Here is an 18,141-nt window from a genome sequence, read left to right as displayed (position 1 = left end):
TTTTTTAATCAACTAAATATTTGGCAGAAATGAAAAAGTTTGGAGTTTTTATTGTCTTTTTAATGGCTTGGGGACTTTCCTGGGGACAGGATGTACAATATTCCCAATTCTATGCAGCGCCCCTCTATTTGAACCCTGCCTTTACAGGATCAACCGAGCTCACCCGGATAGGGGCCAATTACAGGAATCAATGGCCGGGTTTGGATCACTCCTTCGTTTCCTATTCGGCCTATATTGATCACTACATGTTTGATATCAATTCCGGTATTGGGCTGATTCTCAATTCAACCCGGGAAAGTCAATCCAGATTGAGCACCAATGAGGTAGGGTTAGCTTATTCTTACAAGCTTCATTTGGGTGTTGACACCTATTTGAGATTTGGGGGTCAGGCTAGTTTTATTGCCAGGGATGCCTATTTTGGGGATTTGATATTTGGCTCTCAACTGGATATTGAACGGGGGTATATTGATGATTTTAGCGGAGAGTTGTTTGTGCACGATTATAAACACAATTTCCTGGATTATAATTTCGGTATGCTTTTCCATACCCAAATGTTTTGGTTTGGAATTTCGGGGCATCACTTATCAGAACCCAATACCTCTTTTATAGATGGGAATATCAGCAAGCTTCCCATGAAACTTTCCACGCATGGGGGTATCAAGTTTAATTTGGGGGAAGGGATGATCAATAATTACTACAGCAATACCAGGCAGGAAAGGTCCGCATTCTTTGCATTTAACTACAAACACCAGGATCCTTTTAATCAACTTGATCTCGGGGCCCAGCTTTTTATCGAACCCCTCATATTGGGGATTTGGTACAGGGGGTTTCCGGTCAAATACCAACTTCCCAATAATGAATCCATTGTTGGCTTGCTTGGACTGGTGCTCAACAACGGCATAGACATCGGGTACAGCTATGATTTCACCTCTTCCAAACTCACTTTGGGGAGTTCAGCAGGTGCACACGAAGTTTCGATACGGTATTCTTTCCTTTATGGAGATCCCAAAGAGAGGAATAAGCGGAGCACGATTATACCTTGTTTCAGGTTTTAGGGGATTTAATCAAATCTGACAATATCTGCTCCCAGGTTATTGAGCCTTTGGTCAATATACTGGTAGCCACGGTCTATTTGCTCCACATTATCTATAATGGAGGTCCCATCAGCAGACAAGGCGGCGATCAAAAGGGCCACGCCCGCTCTGATGTCCGGAGAGGTCATTCTGATACCCTTGAGGGCATATTTCCTGTCCAATCCAATCACCGTTGCCCTGTGTGGGTCACATAAAATGATCTGGGCACCCATGTCAATCAATTTGTCCACAAAGAACAGCCTGCTTTCAAACATTTTTTGGTGCACCAATACGGTTCCTTTGGCCTGAGTAGCCACTACCAACACAATGCTGAGCAAATCCGGAGTGAATCCAGGCCATATGGCATCAGAAATGGTCAGAATGGAACCGTCTATGAAGTTCTCTATTTCGTAATGTTTACTGGCGGGGATAAAGATATCATCTCCTTTGATTTCAAGTTTTATTCCCAGGCGTTGAAAAGTTTCCGGAATCAGGCCAAGTTTATCTACCCTGGCATCCTTAATGGTGATTTCGGATTGGGTCATGGCTGCTAGTCCGATAAATGAGCCTATTTCTATCATGTCCGGAAGAAGGGTGTGGGTGGTGCCTTTCAAGCTTTCCACACCTTCTATATCCAGGAGGTTTGACCCGATGCCTTTGATTTTGCCTCCCATGCTGTTGATCATCAGGCAGAGTTGCTGTATATAAGGCTCACAGGCTGCGTTGTAAATGGTGGTCTTCCCTTTGGCCATCGCTGCAGCCATGATGATATTGGCGGTGCCTGTAACAGAAGCTTCATCCAGGAGCATATAGGTTCCTTTCAGCTGACTGCCATCAATTTTGTAAATGCCCTTTTTGGAATCGTAATGAAACTTTGCTCCCAGTTTTTGAAAGCCGGTAAAATGGGTGTCCATTCTCCGCCTACCGATTTTATCCCCCCCAGGTTTGGAAATCCTTCCCTTACCAAACCTGCTGAGGAGCGGACCTAAAAGCATAACCGATCCCCTCAGACCTGAAGCTTTTTCCAGGTATTCGCTGGTTTCCAGGTAGGAAAGCTTGATGTTTTTTGCCCGGAAGGAATAACTTTCGGGTCCTTTTTTCTCCACATCCACTCCTATCGCAGAAAGTAGCTCAATCAGCTTATTTACATCCCGAATATTGGGAATTTTGTGGATGATGACCTCCTCGGAAGTAAGCAATACTGCACAAAGTATTTGCAGGGCTTCATTTTTTGCCCCCTGAGGAGTGATCTCACCCTTGAGTTGGGTGCCTCCTTTTACCCGAAATGACGCCATTAATTCCTTCTTTTTTTACTGTTTTGGTTGTTGTTCCTTCTTTTTCCCCCACTATAATTTCGTCGCCCTCCGCTGTTATTGGAATTGGATGTGGTGGTGGCAGTCACATTGCTCTTGAAATCCCTTCTCATGCTGGTTTCAAAAAGTCCGTTTTCTTTAACCTTGTCCAGGTCGATATGTAACTTACCCTTAGAAAGGGTTTTGATATCATCCAAGATGATGGCATCATCAAAATTCTCCCTGTTCCAGGTGGAATGGAAACTTCGCATCAGCTGTCCGATATAGATCAGGGCTGTTTCCTGCTCCTCATCATCCTCAATTTCGATTGCTTTTTCGATGAGTTTTTCTATGTTCCTGCCGTAATGTTTGAATTTCACTTCACCCTCAGGATAGCCTACCGGTTTGGGTTTCTTGCCGAGAAGTTCTTTGGGAGGCATGGGAAAGGGGCCATTGACCTCCAGTTCAAAGTCAGACATGATGTACATGTCGTCCCATAATTTCTGGTCACTTTCACTTTTTAGCTGGGGATTGAGTTGTTTCATCAGCTCCACCAGGGCAAAGGCATATTCCGTCCTTTTATCCTGATCAGTAACCGTTTTGACGTAATCCACTAATTTCTGGATGTTTTTTCCGTATTCTTTCAAAATAACTTTGCTTTTAGGCTTTTCACTGTCTCTCATGATACCTGCATTTAAGTTTCCTGAACTTTTGTCAATATACTAAAAAATATGTATTAGCCAGTCTCAAATGTTTTGGGTATCCGCAATCAAAATATTTAATCTACTATGCGAAGCTTTGCAAAGCTAAGTAATAATGTTTTATCTCCAAAATGGTCGAAGTGAATATGTGCTTTTCTGTTAACACCTTCGGTCTCTATGGATGTTACTTTTCCAAACCCGAATTTGGGATGTTCTACTTTATTACCTGCTGCTAAATGATTGGTATTGGATGGTTTGAAGTCCGGGCTTGGGCTGTGTACCCTGGCAGTAGTGTTCCTGACAGCAGGTTTTTTGATACCCACAAAACCCCGGCTCCCTTCGCTTTCCCTGAAACTGCCGGACAGCTGGGAGCTCAGTTTTTTGTTCACCTTAATAAATGAAGGATCAATTTCTTCCAAAAATCTGCTGGGCTCACAATTCAATAACCTGCCGTACCTGTAACGGGTCAGGGCATAGCTCAGGTAAAGCTTGTCCATGGCGCGGGTAGAAGCCACATAAAAGAGTCTCCTTTCTTCTTCCAGGTCCTCCCTGCTCTGCATCATCATCTGAGAAGGAAAAAGATCTTCTTCCATGCCTACTACGAATACATATTTAAACTCCAGCCCCTTGGAGGAGTGGATGGTCATCAGGGTCACGGTGTCCTGGTTGTCCTTATTTTGGTCTTCATCGGTAAGCAAAGCGATTTCCTGCAAAAAAGCACCCAATGATTTATCCTCATTCTCCGGATTGTCTACATATTCCTTGATGGCATTCAGCAGCTCCTGTACGTTTTCATAGCGGTTTAACCCTTCTATGGTTTTGTCTTCGTACAACTCCCTCAGCAGACCGGATTGTTTGGCGATGCTTGTAGCGGCCTCAAAGGCATCTTTTCTTTCTGTTTCTATTTTAAAACTTCTGATAGTCGTACAAAAGTCTTCTACGGCATTGGCAGCCCGGCCTGGCAGGAAGCTTTTGCTGTTGGTAATGACTTCCCACAAGGGTATGTCATGCTCATAAGCGGCCACCATCATTTTTTCAACACTCGTATTGCCAATTCCCCTTTTGGGATAATTGATGATGCGTTTAAAAGCCTCTTCGTCCTCCTGGTTGACCACATACCTGAAGTAGCCCATCAGGTCTTTGATTTCCCTTCTCTGGTAAAAGGAGAGGCCTCCGATGATTCTGTAGGCAATTCCCAATTTCCTAAGGGCTTCCTCCATGGATCTGGATTGGGAATTGGTTCTGTACAGGATGGCAAAATCACTGTTATTAAGCTTTTTGTTGTTTTTTTCTTCAAATATGGTGGTGGCCACCATTCTCCCCTCCTCATTGTCTGATGAGGCTTTCATCAGTTCGATCAGGTCCCCGTTTTCGTTTTGGGTCCACACGTTTTTTTTCAGTTGGGACTTATTTTTGGCAATGATGGAATTGGCTGTCTCTACAATATTTTTGGTGGAACGGTAGTTTTGCTCCAGTTTGACCACAAAAAGGTCCGGATAATCTTTTTCAAAATTTAATATATTTTGAATATCTGCACCCCGAAAGGCATAAATGGATTGGGCATCATCACCCACCACACAAATATTTTGGTGCACAGCAGCCAGTTTTTTGGTGATCAGGTATTGGGAAAGATTGGTATCCTGAAATTCATCCACCATCACATATCGGAAGCGTTGCTGGTACTTATTCAGGACATCAGGATGATCCCTGAAAAGCACATTGGTATTGAAAAGGAGATCATCAAAATCCATGGCAGATGATCGAAAAAGCCTTTTTTGGTAATTTTTATAGATTTCCCCCACCTTAGGTTTCATGGCAGCTTCGTCGTCAGCAAGAATGAAGGGGTCGTTGATATAGGTTTCCCAGGAGATCAGGCGATTCTTGGCTCCCGAAATTCTGGACAGCACCGTATTGGCCTTGTAAACCTTGTCATCGAGTCGCATTTCCTTGACGATGGAGCGAATAAGGGATTTACTGTCGTCGGCATCATAAATGGTGAAATTTCCTGGATAGCCCAGCTTATGGGCTTCCACCCGAAGTATTTTTGCAAAAACCGAATGAAATGTCCCCATCCAGGTATTCCTGGCTTCCAGTCCAATAAGCCTTTCAATGCGTTGCTTCATTTCATTGGCCGCTTTATTGGTAAAAGTCAGGGAAAGAATCTGAAAGGGATCCACCTGCCTGGCATGGATCAGGTGGGCGATCCGGATGGTCAACACCCTGGTTTTACCCGAACCGGCACCGGCAATGATCATGACCGGCCCTTCTGTTCTTTCTACTGCTGCTTTTTGTGGGGGATTCAGGTTTGCTAGGTAATCCATAATCGTCATTCAATTTTCTATTTCCCGTGGGATTGGTCATTAGGAATTTCAAAGGTACCATTTCTTTTTTACCTAATCCTGCAACAGCTTTGAAATGTCAAAAATCCCATATCCAACTTAAAATTAAATGTCTTGTCCATTTTCTTGCTTAATAAATATAGTTTATTTCCTTTTAAACCATGTTTTGATCATTTGGTAGAAAAAATATTGTGAAAATTATAAGTAAATATTTAAATTTGTGATTATTATAGTTAAAGTATTTTTGGCTCTTCCGGGCTATTGTTTCATAAGTTGCCTGTAAAAGAAATGAGTAATTTTTAAGCTCGGATCATCTCAAACACTTTGGCTATTTATCATTAAAACCTACACCAGTTACACCATGTATAAAGTCCTGATCATTGATGATGAAATTTCTGTTTGCAAATTGCTTTCGGCTTATTTAGAAAAAAAAGGTTTTGATACAGAAGCAACGATCAGTGGTAAGCAGGGGCTTCAAAGAATCCGGAAGCAGCATTTCGATGTGGTACTTTGTGATTATCGCCTGGGAGATTTTGATGGAAGCACCATCTATCCTGAGATCAAAAAAATAAGCCCTGATGTGGTGGTTATTTTTATTACAGGATATGTAAACCTGCAGGTTGCCATTGACCTGGTAAAGAAAGGAGTCTACCAATACCTGGAAAAGCCCCTCCGACCTGATGAACTCCTGGATACCATCAATTTGGCACTGAGTTCTAAAGCAAAGGGAAGGGACTATCCTGATAATGATCAGCCTGTTTCCCGGGAGCCGGATTTGATCATGGGAGAGGACGAAACGTCAAAGGAGCTGATGAAATCACTCTCACTCGTTGGTCCTACCGATTATTCGGTTGTAATTGAAGGTGAAACCGGTACTGGAAAGGAGTCCATTGCCAAATTATTACACCAAAACAGCAAACGAAGTAAAGGTCCTTTTATCCCAATAGATTGCGGAAGCCTTTCCAGGGAGATAGGGGCAAGCGAACTTTTCGGGCATGAAAAAGGTGCCTTTACCGGTGCAATTTCAGATAAAACAGGGGCCTTTGAATTGGCAGAAGGGGGTACCATTTTTCTCGACGAAATTGCCAACCTTTCCCCGGACATTCAGGTGATGCTGCTCCGGGCCATTCAGGAGCGGAAGGTTAGGAAGCTGGGGAGTGTCAGGTTAAAGGAAATAGATGTCAGGATAATCGTTGCCACCAATGAAAACCTTATCGACAAAGTAAAAGAGGGACTTTTCAGAGAAGATCTTTATTACAGGATCAATGAATTCAACCTCAAAGTACCTCCTTTGAGACAAAGACCCGGGGACCTGGCCCTATTGGTGAGTCAATTTATGGAAAAAACAGGCTCAGAGCTGGATAAATCCTTTAGTGGAATTGATGAAGAAGTAAACTGCCTGTTTAAAAATTACAACTGGCCAGGAAATATCAGAGAACTCAAAAACACTTTGCGCAGGGCATGTTTGTTGACAGAAGATGGAGGTAGTATTTCCAGTGCTGCCCTTCCGGCAGCACTTCAAATTTTTGATCAGGATATTTTATCTGATAGCAAGCCTCCCATTGGCCTGCAAGGGGAGGAGCAACTTCCCACCCTGGATCTTAAAGCCCAGGCCCATCTGGCCGAGGCAAAGCATATCCGGAAGGTGTTGTTTGACGTGGGGTTTAACAAAACCAAAGCTGCTGAACTGCTCAATATTGACCGAAAGACCCTGTATCAAAAATTGAAAAGGTTTGAAGAAAAGGCATAAATGTGTGCCTTTACGTTTGTGCAGACAACTCCAGATTTTTTTGGTCAAAAAATAAGGTGAAAGTACTCCCCGTTTTTTGTTCACTTTCAAGATGAAAGCCAATCTGGTGACCCAGAAGGATTTCCCTTGCCGTGTATAGACCCACACCATTTCCCTTGGGTTTGGTGGTATAAAAGGGTTTGAAGAGCTTGCTGCACTCATCTTCACTCATTCCTATTCCATTATCTGCGATGCGCACAATGGATTTCTGATTGGCTGATTTGGAACTGATGCTGATGATTCCATCACTGTCTTGTATGGATTCAATGGCATTGTTGATGATATTATTAAGTGCCATCAACAATTTATCCCGGTCGATGGGATATAAAAAATCCTTCGTAGCCAAATTCACTTTAAGCTGGATCCCCATGAGTTTAAATTTACTGCGGTTGACTTCGATTACCTCCTGAATTAATTCATTGATATTCAATGAATCAAACTTCAGGTCGAAACCTTTGTCAAATTCCAGCAAAGATTTGATTACTTTACTCAGGCGTAGGTTGTTTTCTTCTATGTAATCAATGCTTTCAGAGAGGTAGGCTGGAACTTTATCCAGGCCACCTTTAAGTTCATTTACCGCCAGGCCTATGCCATTGGATAGGTTTTTTATTTCATGAACGATGAGCTGAGTCATGGATTTGGTCGCCGTAAGTTCATTTTTCCTGATGGAGGCTGTTGTTTCTTTTCTTATTTCACCCATGTTTTGGGCACTAAGTAAATAGATATCCTCGCTATCACTTATTTTGTCTCCATTGAGTAAGACAGTAATTGGATTTAACTCTTTGGTTTTCAATAGATACTCCCAATTGATGACATTATCCTTAATGCAAATTTCACGGGTGAATTTTTCCCCCTGATCCTCGTGAAAGAACAAGTCGGGAACATGCATGTTACAGAAATCATCAAGGGTATATCCCAATTGCCGGAGAGCAGTTTCATTGGCATCCAGAATCCTGTAATTGCAATCAGCCAGAATTAAAATTTGATGCGATTTGAGGAAGGCATCTTTGTACAATTCATGCTTTAGCATTTCAAAATAAAGTTGGTTATGGGTATAGCAAATCATAAATCGTGCAATTTTCGTCCTGCTTGGGTAAAAAATACCCCAAGGAAACCTATGTGCATGATTTAAGCTTCTCATTTCATTTCAAAAAATAAATTTTAAATACTTTTAATAGGAATCTTATCAAATATTATTTCAAAAAATAAATACAATGTAATATTTTATTCTTTTCTGGTTCCAACTACACCATGCTGTTATTTTTTTAGAGCACAAGATTTTCCTGGCCTGATTTTTTTAGGAGAATTGGCTATTGCCAATGCCCACAACAGGATTGGTAATCTAAAATTAAAAGGGGTTTTTATGGAAAAAGTCAAGGTCAAAAAAAAATTGAATTTTGTCATGCGGATAACCTACCGGAAGGACTTCCAGCCAAAGACCTGAGAAGCAAGATGAGCCCAGGTCAAAAAGACATGAAAAGATCACCTAAAGTCAAGCAGATAGGGTAGTTCAGGCGGGGTGGAGTTTTCTCGGGCTTATCTGCCCGGATTTACCAGATTCAGGTGGATTTTTTGGTTCCTGAAGAAGCTCTTTCGGATGTACGCAGGTTAAACCCGAAATATGCATTAGGAATTCTATTGCAGACTGAAATTACTTCAAAACCAGTCAATCGTTGTAGTTTTCAACTTCATCCTAGCGGGGCTAGTTTCCAAACTGCCTGATTTTCTTGCATTTTCAGGCTTCATAACGGAACCTAATACCTAATCCGGTTTGGCCATGGCCGGCTTTAGGGTTGGGAGGCCTCTGTTGTTGGGTTGGTTTGATTTTTCCACCGGTTATGAGACCAAAGGTACAAGTCGGGATGTTCCCTGATATTATCCGCTAGCAGACTTATAAATTTTTCAGTAATGGAATGCGGCTCATGGCTTGTATAGGGGGGAGCTGCCAGCATGCGGTATTCAAATTCGTAATGGCCTCTTTTTGGTTTACTGGTAAAAGCATAAATAACCGTTAAATTAAATCTTTTGGCAAGTTTTTCTCCTCCCTCAAAAAATGCTGTTTGGCGGTTCATGAAGGATGTCCGGTACCTGATGTCCAGGAGATTGGGCCTTTGATCGGCGGCCAGAACGATTAATCTGGGGATTTTTCTGTTTTTCAGGAAATTCCGTTGAAAGGATTTTTTTTCAGTAATTTTGGCTCCCATTCTTCCCCGGATGGTTTGCATCAGTTTTTCAAAGAAAGGTTGGTTGATTCTGGTATAGATGGTTTCGCATTTTTCCTGCACCTTGGAAGAAACCGTTAAAAGATGTCCTTCCCAATTGAAAAAATGCCCACACATGCCAATAACGATTTCACCTTTATCCACCAGGTCAAAAATCAGGGCGGGATTTTTTGTAAGAAACCTTTTGCTCATTTCGTTTTCGTCCATGGTAAGCAATTTGATGGTTTCTGCGAGGGAATCGGTAAAGTTGCGATAAAATTTCTTTTCAATTTCCCTTCTTTCTGCATGGCTTTTTTCAGGAAAGGCATGTTTTAGGTTGTCCTGAACGACTTTTTTCCTGTAGCCGATCAGGTAATAGGCAAGCAGGTATAAGAAGTCTGAAAAAATATATAACACATGCAGGGGAAGTTTGGAAATCAGACGTACAAGGATCATGTGTTTGTCAGCCGCATTATTGGGTACCAGAAAATAAAAGCAAAATAATGAAATAATGATGACTTTCTTGGCGAAAATTAGTTATAAATAAAGCCAATTTGTAATTTTAAGCCCTATGTCCGAAGTACAGCGAAAAAAATATTCAGATAAAGAGAAAAACAGCATTTTTGATCATGAGTTCTTGCCTCATATTGACTCCATGTACAATTTTGCATTCAGGTTGACATTTGATGAAGATGATGCCAAAGATCTGGTGCAGGATACTTACCTGAAAGCCTACCGTTTTATCAATTCTTTTGAGAAAGGCACCAACGCAAAGGCCTGGCTTTTCAGGATATTGAAAAACAGCTTTATCAATGAGTATCGGAAAAAAAGCAAGCAACCATCCAAGGTAGATTATCAGGAAGTTGAAACTTATTATAACTCTGATAATGTTGATTATAATATGACCTCTGATTTGAGGGTGGATGCGGTCAAAGACATGTTGGGTGATGAGATCTCCAATGCCCTTAACAGTTTGGCGGTTGATTTCAGGACGGTAATTATTCTTTGTGACCTGGAAGGTTTCACTTATGAAGAAATGGCCAAAATTCTCGATATTCCAATTGGCACGGTTCGTTCCAGGCTTCACCGGGCCCGGAACCTTTTGAAGGACAAACTTCGTTCTTACGCCGAAAACATGGGCTATGATACAGAAGAAGATTAATATTTGAATAGAAATAACTTGAAATGGACAAAGATCTAAACACATCCAGCAAGAGAAAATTGAACTGTAGCGACGAAAGTAAATGTTTCGAACTGTTGGAAAGCATACTGGATGGGGAAGAATCCTCCGGTTCTAAGGAGGTTCTAGATGAAAAGCTGGCCAAATGCCAACCTTGTTTTGAACACTATCACCTCGAAAAAGTGATTCGGGAAGTTTTGAAAAGTAAATGCACCAAGCATATGGTGCCGGCTGAATTGAAGGACAGTATCCGACAAAAAATTCAGGAAATCAAATAGATTTTTATGTTTCAAGGCAAAGCCATTATTTTTTCTGCCCCTTCCGGTTCGGGCAAAACTACTATCGTGAAGCACCTGCTTCAGCAAATGCCACAATTGGGGTTCTCCATATCTGCCTGCACACGGGATAAAAGGGGCAGAGAGGAAGAAGACGGTAAGGATTACTATTTCCTCAGCCCCGAAGAATTTCGAAAAAAAATAAATCAAAATGCCTTTATTGAATGGGAAGAAGTTTATGAGGGCAACTTTTACGGGACATTAAAAGAAGAAATACAAAGGATCTGGGATCAGGGCAAGCATGTGATTTTTGATGTGGACGTCAAAGGCGGGCTGAACCTTAAAAAGTATTTTGGTGAGAAAGCCCTCGCTGTTTTTGTAAAAGTACCCTCCATGGAAGACCTTGCTCAAAGGCTACGCGATAGGGGTACTGATTCCGAAGAAAGTCTTTCGAGGAGAATTTATAAAGCCAAATTTGAAATGGGATTTGAAAGCCAATTTGATGTGACTTTAGTCAATCAGGATCTGGATGTCTCCTTTAAAAATGCAGAAGATCTTGTCAGAAATTTTATTGAAGATAATCAGCGTTGAAAGTAGGTTTATTTTTCGGCTCCTTTAATCCCATTCATGTGGGACACCTGATCATTGCAGACACCCTGCAGGACCAGACAGACCTGGAAGAAGTTTGGTTTATAGTTTCCCCACAAAACCCCCTCAAGACCAGCAGATCTCTTCTGCATGAATTTGACAGGCTGAAGATGGTGGAGTTAGCCACAGCAGATCATTTTAAATTCAGGGTAAAGGATGTGGAGTTTCATATGCCCAGGCCCAGTTATACCATAGATACCCTGACCTATCTCTCAGAAAAGCATCCGGAGAATGAATTTTACCTGATACTTGGAGGGGACAACCTGACCCATTTTCACAAATGGAAAAACAGTCAGGAGATTTTGAATCACTATGGGCTCTATGTTTATCCCAGACCTGGCAAAAACAAAACAATAGACCATGAGCGTGTTCGCTACGTTGAAGCTCCTTTGCTGGATATATCGGCCACATTTATCCGAAAGACTTTAAAAAGAGGTGGCTCGGTCAGGTACCTGCTCCACCCCCATGTATTGGATTATATCAGGGACAAGAAATTTTTTCTCTAGTCAGTCCCTGAGTGCCGTATTTATCGGGTTATCCTTCCGGGTACGTAGTTTTGAATTGATCCGGGCTGCCACCGCCTTTCCCTGGTCAACCCCATATTCAATTGCAGGGAGGTAGTGAATTCCCCCATAAAACCGGCTGATGGCTGCTTCTTCCGCTGCTTCCCTAAAAGAGTCAAATTCCCTGATGCCTAAGCCATATTTCACTTCGGTAGAATCCACAATAGGGAAGGGCTCACCAAGAAGCCCGGTTAAAGCAATGGATGCTGCAGTGGAGATTACGCTATGACCACTGGTGTATTCCGGAAAAGGAGGCGTTTGAAGCAGGGGTAGCCAATCCTGATCCATGTATTGGTTGATATAAGTTTCTGGTCGGATCAAAACACTTCTGTATTTTTCATCCCAGCAGGAAATAAACGCATCGAAAAGATAAATGGAAGTTACGGCCATGGTTTCAGCCGTTTGTTTCCAATCCAGACTATCGGCCTTGGAGGCAATACCTGCAATGCCCATCCAGTGTCCACCTGGAGTGATTTTCTTTTCTGCATACATCACATGCCCCTTTACATTCATTTTATAGGGATTGCAGTCCCAGAAAAAGGCAATCTCTTCCTGCTCTTCAGTCATCTGATTCCCTGCATCCATGACCTCCCTGGCATCCTGATAGAACCTGCTTTCCGGGATGGTGTCAAAGGGTGGAGGTGGAGGTGGAATAAATTGGTCGGCTGAATCCAGGAAAAAGGTTCTGATCTTATTCCAATGGGGTTCTATCCCCTCTATATAAGCCGGAGGAGTGGGTTTCCACGATCCCGGATCATTATTGATGGTGTATTTTTCAAAGGACCTGCTCTGATGGTAATTGTCCCGGGAAGCATAGGCCAAAATTTCATCGGCTACTTTCTCTCCTAAATTTACAGAAGCATCAAAATTGGCTTGCGGCATTCCTGCTTTTTTGATTTTCTCAAAAGCGGCCGCTTTAGAGGTCTCCATATCCTGTTCTGAAAAAATCATTTTGGTGGCTACCTTGTAGTAGGCGGCCAGCGCAGATAAATGAAAATTAACTTTCTCTTTGTCGTCAATGGTCACAGAAAGAGGTTCTGAATCATTTAACTGCCCCATAAGGGAGTTCAATTGATCAGGCGCTGCCAATACTGCCACCTCATAAGCGGCAATGGCAGGGTAGGCATAAATTCTACTGGCCACCGGCGGAGAAAAAATATCGTGCACAATGACTTCCGTTAAAGCTTCATTGGCATCCACTAAAAAATAGTGTTCTTTCAGCAAGCCCTTGTAAGCTTCATTTTCTTTGCAGGATGAAATGAAAAGCAGTAGTAATAAGGGTATGAAAGGGATCCTGAACCGATGTTTTTTGGAATGGATATTCATTATTGTAGTTTTTGTAAAACTATTGGATTGGCTCGCTTTGATTTTCAGTTAGACGCTTTCCGGAACTTACCAGGTGCTGCTCATATTGCTTGAGTATCCAATCGGCGACCCTTTTTCCCTGGTCCTGACCTCTGGTAATGGCATCCATAAAGTGAATGCCGCCGTAGAGCCTGGAAATACTTGCTTCCTCGGAGGCTTGCAGGAAGGAATCGAAATCCCGGGTGCCCAGGCCATATTTTTCTTCGACTGTATCGGTGTAGGCGAAATCATTTCCGAAGAAATGACTGAGAATAACCGCAGATGCAGTGGATATGGTGGAGTGTCCACTCAGGTACTCCGGAAAAGGCGGAGTTTGCAACATGGGCTGATAATTTGGGTCCAGGTATTTCCGTATTGCCGTTTCTGGCCTGATCCGATCACTTCTGTATTTTTCGTCCCAGCAACTGATAAACCCATCCATAAGACCTACAGCCACCAAAGTATTGATTTTCATGGATTCTTCAAAATCAAGGTTGGCCTTTTGGCAGGCAATATCGGTGATGCCCATCCAATGCCCTCCCGGGGAGATTTGCTTGATTCCTACCATCAGGTGCCCTGTTTCTTCCAGCGCAAAGGGATTGCAATCCCAAAAGGCAGCTATTTCCCTTTGTTCTTTATTCATTTCCAATTGGTAAACCTCTTCCATTAAATTAAAGAAGGGGGACTGGGGATCTGTAGAAAATGGCTCTGGCGGTAAAGGTTTAAACTGATCTGATGATTGGAGCAGAAAAGGCCTGATGGTGTTGAAATAGGGCTCTACAGGAGCAAAGTACCCGGGCGGAGTTGGGTACCATTTTCCCTCTTCTGAAGAGGCCTGATATCGGGGGAAGTTGCTTATTTCCCGGTATTTGTCTGCCTGGGCGTAAGCGAGGATTTGTTCGCTGATACCCTCACCAAGAGCTGCTGCAGCGTTGATTTCTTCATCCGAATATCCCCGTGCTTCAGCAGAATCCATCAAAGCCAGTTTAAAGTCCTTCATTTCCATTCCTGAAGGTTGCATACTTGCAGCGGTATGAATCATGGCAAAGGCCGCACTTAAAGGGTAAGAAGGACTTTTTTCATTGGGTGCCTCAATAGGGGAAAAGTTATTGACAAATCCTGAAAAGGAAGGATAATCCTCATTTTCCAAAGCGATTACCTCATATCCGGATAAGCAGGCATAGGCATAAAATCTGGCAGCCAATGGAGGATTGGTGATGTCATGGACCATCAGGTCGGTCATCTTTTCTGTGATCCAGCCTATGGTTTCAGCCCCTATTGGTTTTTTTTCTGAAGGAGCCTGGCAGGAAACCAGAAACACCAGGGCCAAAACCGAAGGTAACAGACCGGCTGATATAGTTTGCCTTATAGGTATCAATTTCATTTCATTTAAGTAAGATTCCATTCATTGCAAGCCGTAAGCTTGTATTTTTCCCTGATTGATGCCAAACAAAACTTTGTTTTCCAGGTGGATGATGCTCCTTACATCGCCTTTTACCTTTAATCCGGATGCCTTCTGCGGGACATAGGAAAAAGCACCTGTTCCATCTCCCAGGAGTAAGGTACCGAAATTGGCATCGTATTTACCAAAACGTAATCTGGCCCTTTCAATGTTCCCGCCAACAATCAAATCCACATGCCCGTCTGCATTGAGGTCTAAGCTTTCAATGGCAAAAACCGGTGATGCCTGAGCTTCTATGGGCAAGGACATTCGTTCAAATACCTGATCTTTTTTGTTGATAAAAAGACTCGTTTCCAGCATATCTGCTTTTAGGTAACCTGCCCCTTCCAGCTCTTTATCGGAAAAAATATTTTCTAACCTGGCTTCTGCAAAACCAGCATAATCATTAAAACGGTTTCTCATCATAGATATTTGATCCAACAGCTCATCTCTGGTCAAATAAGGGTAAGAAACACCTTCAATATAAAAACTCAGTATAGGGTCGATGGCTCCGTTGTTGTCAAAATCCTTATAATGCATTTCAGCAGGCGCTTCTTTGCTTGCTTTTACCTGGCTGTTTAAACCGTGATTACCAACAATTAAATCCGGCAAATTGTCCCCATTCACATCTGCAATGTGAAGGGTATTCCACCAGCCATGGTAAGGCTCTTCAAAATATTTGGAACTATTGTCGACCAGCTTTTGGCCGGATAGTTCAAATACGGTTATCGGCATCCATTCTCCAGTCACTATCAGCTCCGCTGTACCATTTCCATTGAGATCTGCCCAGGTCGCATCGGTTACCAAACCCAGGGAGGCCAGATCGGGATTCCAGCTTGCTGTTCGGTCTGCCAATTTCCCACTCCCATCATTGATCAGCAGGTAGCTTTTGGGCATTTCAGGATACCTTCCCGGTATGATGCGTCCTCCAATAAACAAGTCTGGAAGCCCATCATTGTTGATGTCCTGTGAAGCTATGGCACCTGTACTGGTAAGCATTTGAGGTAGTGCGTCTATCTTCCGGGTAAAATTACCCTGGCCATCGTTGAAGTAGAGCCTGTCCTGCAAGAGGGGATCTTCGGGAAGAAAATCTCCATAACCACCGCTGGCTACATATAAATCTGGGTATCCATCACCGTTGAAGTCATCAAACAAGGCATCCGTATCCTGGAAGTCACGGTCTGCTTCTAAATCGGGGATCGGCTTTTTGATATATTGCCCTCCAGACTGCTGCAGGTACAAACTACCGGCTTGACCTTGTGCGCCACCGACAAAAAGATCCGGCAAGCCATCTCCGTTTACATCTCCTTCTAACATCACAGGTCCGGAAAAGGAAATGGGATTGACCATCAGTGGCTGCCTTTTGAAATCATTGGTGGTGTTTTGAGGTGATTCATGGGGGATAGGAGAGGGGGCCTCAGTCATCAATGGTTTGATTTCAGGGCTGTATAATGGTTGGTTGGAAGCATTTTCCTGAGAAAGCACCAATGTTTGGTTGTTTTCAACCTGTTGCAATTTTTGCTGTGCGCCTCCGGGCCAAATCACCTGAAGGGAATCAATCTGGCTGTCATCCCCGAGGCCAAAATGGAGTACCGGTGAAACACTGGATTGATAGCCTCTGGCGGGCATTTGCTGAAGGGATTGCATTTTACCTTGCTGATAAAGGGTCACTTTTGCTCCGATGCCATGGGTATTGGCGGTATTTCCTTTTAATTTTATTTTCAAAAAATGATTGCCTGAAAGAGAATCGGCATTGTTTTGATAAATAAAAGCGGGGAGATTGATGTTATTGACGATCAGATCCAGGTCCCCATCATTGTCCAGGTCTGCATAGGCCGCTCCATTACTATTGGCCTGATGGTTCATCCCCCAGTGATCCGTTTTCTTTTCGAAAGTCAAGCCATCGGAATTTTGAAAAATATAATTCACCAGGTTGGAGGATGGCATTTGGTAGACAAGTTCCAGGATGTTTTCTCTTCTTAGTCCGTTTTCATTATTTTTCAGGTAGTCAGCCATGTACTTTAAAAAATCCTGGTTGGTATAATCCCTGAAATACCCATTGGTAATGTACAGGTCTTTTAAACCGTCATTGTCAAAATCCGCAAATAGGGCCGCCCAACTCCAATCGGTATTGGAGATGCCTGCCAGTTGGCCCACTTCACTAAAAGTCCCATTACCGTGATTGAGGTGTAGCATGTTCCGCATGTACTGGTGATGGAAACCTACATTCAGGTTAAATTCGAATTTCTCATAATTATCAGGGGCCATCAGCAACTTTTGCCTTTTATTGCCTTCTGGCAGCATGTCCAGTGTAAAGATATCAGGATAGCCATCATTGTTGATATCGGCAATATCATTACCCATGGAAAAATGGGATGTATGCCCCATGGCATCAGCAATCACATCTGTAAATGTACCATCCCCATTATTGAGGTACAGGTAGTCAGGTACCGTATAATCATTGCAAATGTAGATGTCCATCCACCCGTCCCCATTGATATCTGAGATTCCGGCACCAAGCCCATAGGAAAGGGCGACCCGGAGGATTCCGGCTTCCTCCGTTACCTCTGTAAAAACCTCCCCATCATTCCTGAAAAGTTGAGGTCCGGCCTGATCTGTATTTTTCATGATGGCTGCCGTACTGGATTCATCCAGGACCGGGAGGGATTTTGGATTGTGATTGAGGAGAAAAAGGTCCAAGTCCCCATCATTGTCAAAATCAAAGAAGCTGGCCTGTGTACTGGTAGCTTCACTGTCAATGCCATATTGCGACGCCATTTCAGTAAACAGAGGAATGCCTTGTTCGTTATTACCCTGGTTGATATAAAGCTCGTTTTTCCTTTTTTCCGGCGGCAGGCTTCCTGAATAACAAACGTAAATATCCAATAGCCCGTCTCCATTGACATCGGCCATGCTTACCCCCGTTTTCCAGGGACTGGACCTGGTGGCTACACCGGCAATTTGGGTAATGTCCTCAAATTCCATATTGCCCCGGTTGAGGTATAGTTTATTGGCGACCATGTTTCCTGAAAAGTAAAGGTCATCTAATCCGTCACCGTTCAGGTCTCCAACGGCTACTCCTCCGCCATTGTAAAAATATTCATACATCAGTATATTGGTATTCAATCCCTCGGTAAGGGTGTTTTCGAAGGCTACACCTGTCCTTTCAGCAGACAATAGGGTAAATTGCTTGATTTCAGGTTCTTTATTACTCTCCTGTTGGCAAGATTGCTGGGCAGAGGCAATGAGGACCAGAAAAATTAACTGTACTTTACGAAGCGGAAAATTGAACATA

14 protein-coding genes are annotated in these 18,141 nt (G+C 43.0%); 6 read left to right on the top strand and 8 right to left on the bottom strand.

Going from position 1 to position 18,141, the window contains the following annotated elements:
* Positions 1 to 29 precede the first annotated feature (29 nt).
* On the top strand, positions 30 to 1,055 hold the full coding sequence (locus GL182_RS14380; protein WP_163380369.1) for a type IX secretion system membrane protein PorP/SprF: 1,026 nt from the start codon (positions 30 to 32) through the stop codon (positions 1,053 to 1,055).
* A 5-nt stretch (positions 1,056 to 1,060) separates the two neighbouring features.
* Here GL182_RS14380 and murA read toward each other — a convergent pair whose 3' ends face one another.
* The 3 genes from murA to GL182_RS14365 form a co-directional block, all read right to left on the bottom strand.
* On the bottom strand, positions 1,061 to 2,368 hold the full coding sequence (gene murA / locus GL182_RS14375; RefSeq protein ID WP_163380367.1) for a UDP-N-acetylglucosamine 1-carboxyvinyltransferase: 1,308 nt from the start codon (positions 2,366 to 2,368) through the stop codon (positions 1,061 to 1,063).
* On the bottom strand, positions 2,368 to 3,048 hold the full coding sequence (locus GL182_RS14370) for a DUF4290 domain-containing protein (protein ID WP_163380366.1): 681 nt from the start codon (positions 3,046 to 3,048) through the stop codon (positions 2,368 to 2,370). Before GL182_RS14370 ends, murA begins: the two co-directional genes overlap by 1 nt.
* Positions 3,049 to 3,143: 95 nt before the next feature.
* Entirely contained in the window at positions 3,144 to 5,387 is a 2,244-nt protein-coding gene (locus GL182_RS14365) for an ATP-dependent helicase (protein WP_163380365.1), read from the bottom strand.
* Between the two features lie 379 nt (positions 5,388 to 5,766).
* Between GL182_RS14365 and GL182_RS14360 the strand changes: the two genes are divergently transcribed.
* Positions 5,767 to 7,155, top strand: a complete 1,389-nt coding sequence (locus GL182_RS14360; RefSeq protein ID WP_163380364.1) for a sigma-54-dependent transcriptional regulator — start codon at positions 5,767 to 5,769, stop codon at positions 7,153 to 7,155.
* A 10-nt stretch (positions 7,156 to 7,165) separates the two neighbouring features.
* Here the strand turns inward: GL182_RS14360 and GL182_RS14355 are convergent, their stop codons facing one another.
* Both GL182_RS14355 and GL182_RS14350 read right to left on the bottom strand, forming a co-directional pair.
* Positions 7,166 to 8,260 carry a sensor histidine kinase gene (locus tag GL182_RS14355; protein WP_163380363.1) on the bottom strand — a complete coding sequence of 365 codons (1,095 nt, stop codon included), beginning with the start codon at positions 8,258 to 8,260 and terminating at the stop codon, positions 7,166 to 7,168.
* A gap of 721 nt (positions 8,261 to 8,981) precedes the next feature.
* Entirely contained in the window at positions 8,982 to 9,851 is an 870-nt protein-coding gene (locus GL182_RS14350) for a lysophospholipid acyltransferase family protein (protein WP_163380362.1), read from the bottom strand.
* Between the two features lie 115 nt (positions 9,852 to 9,966).
* Here GL182_RS14350 and GL182_RS14345 point away from each other — a divergent pair, with 115 nt between their 5' ends.
* From GL182_RS14345 to nadD, 4 genes are read left to right on the top strand one after another with little or no spacing between them, the layout of a single operon-like run.
* On the top strand, positions 9,967 to 10,557 hold the full coding sequence (locus tag GL182_RS14345; RefSeq protein WP_163380361.1) for a sigma-70 family RNA polymerase sigma factor: 591 nt from the start codon (positions 9,967 to 9,969) through the stop codon (positions 10,555 to 10,557).
* Positions 10,558 to 10,580: 23 nt separating this feature from the next.
* Positions 10,581 to 10,853: an anti-sigma factor gene (locus tag GL182_RS14340; protein WP_163380359.1), complete on the top strand. Its 273-nt coding sequence runs from the start codon at positions 10,581 to 10,583 to the stop codon at positions 10,851 to 10,853.
* A gap of 6 nt (positions 10,854 to 10,859) precedes the next feature.
* Entirely contained in the window at positions 10,860 to 11,441 is a 582-nt protein-coding gene (gmk, locus tag GL182_RS14335) for a guanylate kinase (RefSeq protein ID WP_163380358.1), read from the top strand.
* The gene (nadD, locus tag GL182_RS14330) at positions 11,438 to 12,004 is read left to right on the top strand and encodes a nicotinate (nicotinamide) nucleotide adenylyltransferase (RefSeq protein ID WP_163380357.1); all 567 of its coding nucleotides are present in this window, start codon (positions 11,438 to 11,440) and stop codon (positions 12,002 to 12,004) included. The genes gmk and nadD overlap by 4 nt, the downstream gene beginning before the upstream one ends.
* On the opposite strand, the gene GL182_RS14325 is transcribed toward nadD, so the two are convergent.
* The 3 genes from GL182_RS14325 to GL182_RS14315 are packed head-to-tail and all read right to left on the bottom strand — an operon-like array spanning position 12,005 to position 18,140.
* A complete protein-coding gene (locus GL182_RS14325; protein WP_163380356.1) occupies positions 12,005 to 13,387 on the bottom strand; it encodes a vanadium-dependent haloperoxidase in 1,383 nt (460 codons plus the stop codon).
* A gap of 19 nt (positions 13,388 to 13,406) precedes the next feature.
* Positions 13,407 to 14,789 (bottom strand): vanadium-dependent haloperoxidase, encoded by a 1,383-nt coding sequence (locus GL182_RS14320; protein ID WP_163380355.1) that lies wholly within the window; start codon positions 14,787 to 14,789, stop codon positions 13,407 to 13,409.
* 21 nt (positions 14,790 to 14,810) lie between these two features.
* On the bottom strand, positions 14,811 to 18,140 hold the full coding sequence (locus tag GL182_RS14315) for a VCBS repeat-containing protein (RefSeq protein ID WP_163380354.1): 3,330 nt from the start codon (positions 18,138 to 18,140) through the stop codon (positions 14,811 to 14,813).
* Between the last annotated feature and the right edge of the window lies 1 nt (position 18,141).

The sequence above is a fragment of the Cyclobacterium sp. SYSU L10401 genome (genome assembly GCF_010993705.1).
Taxonomy (GTDB): domain Bacteria; phylum Bacteroidota; class Bacteroidia; order Cytophagales; family Cyclobacteriaceae; genus Cyclobacterium.
The sequence above is the reverse complement of the archived record's forward strand: the minus strand, read 5'-3'. Positions and strand labels throughout refer to the sequence as shown.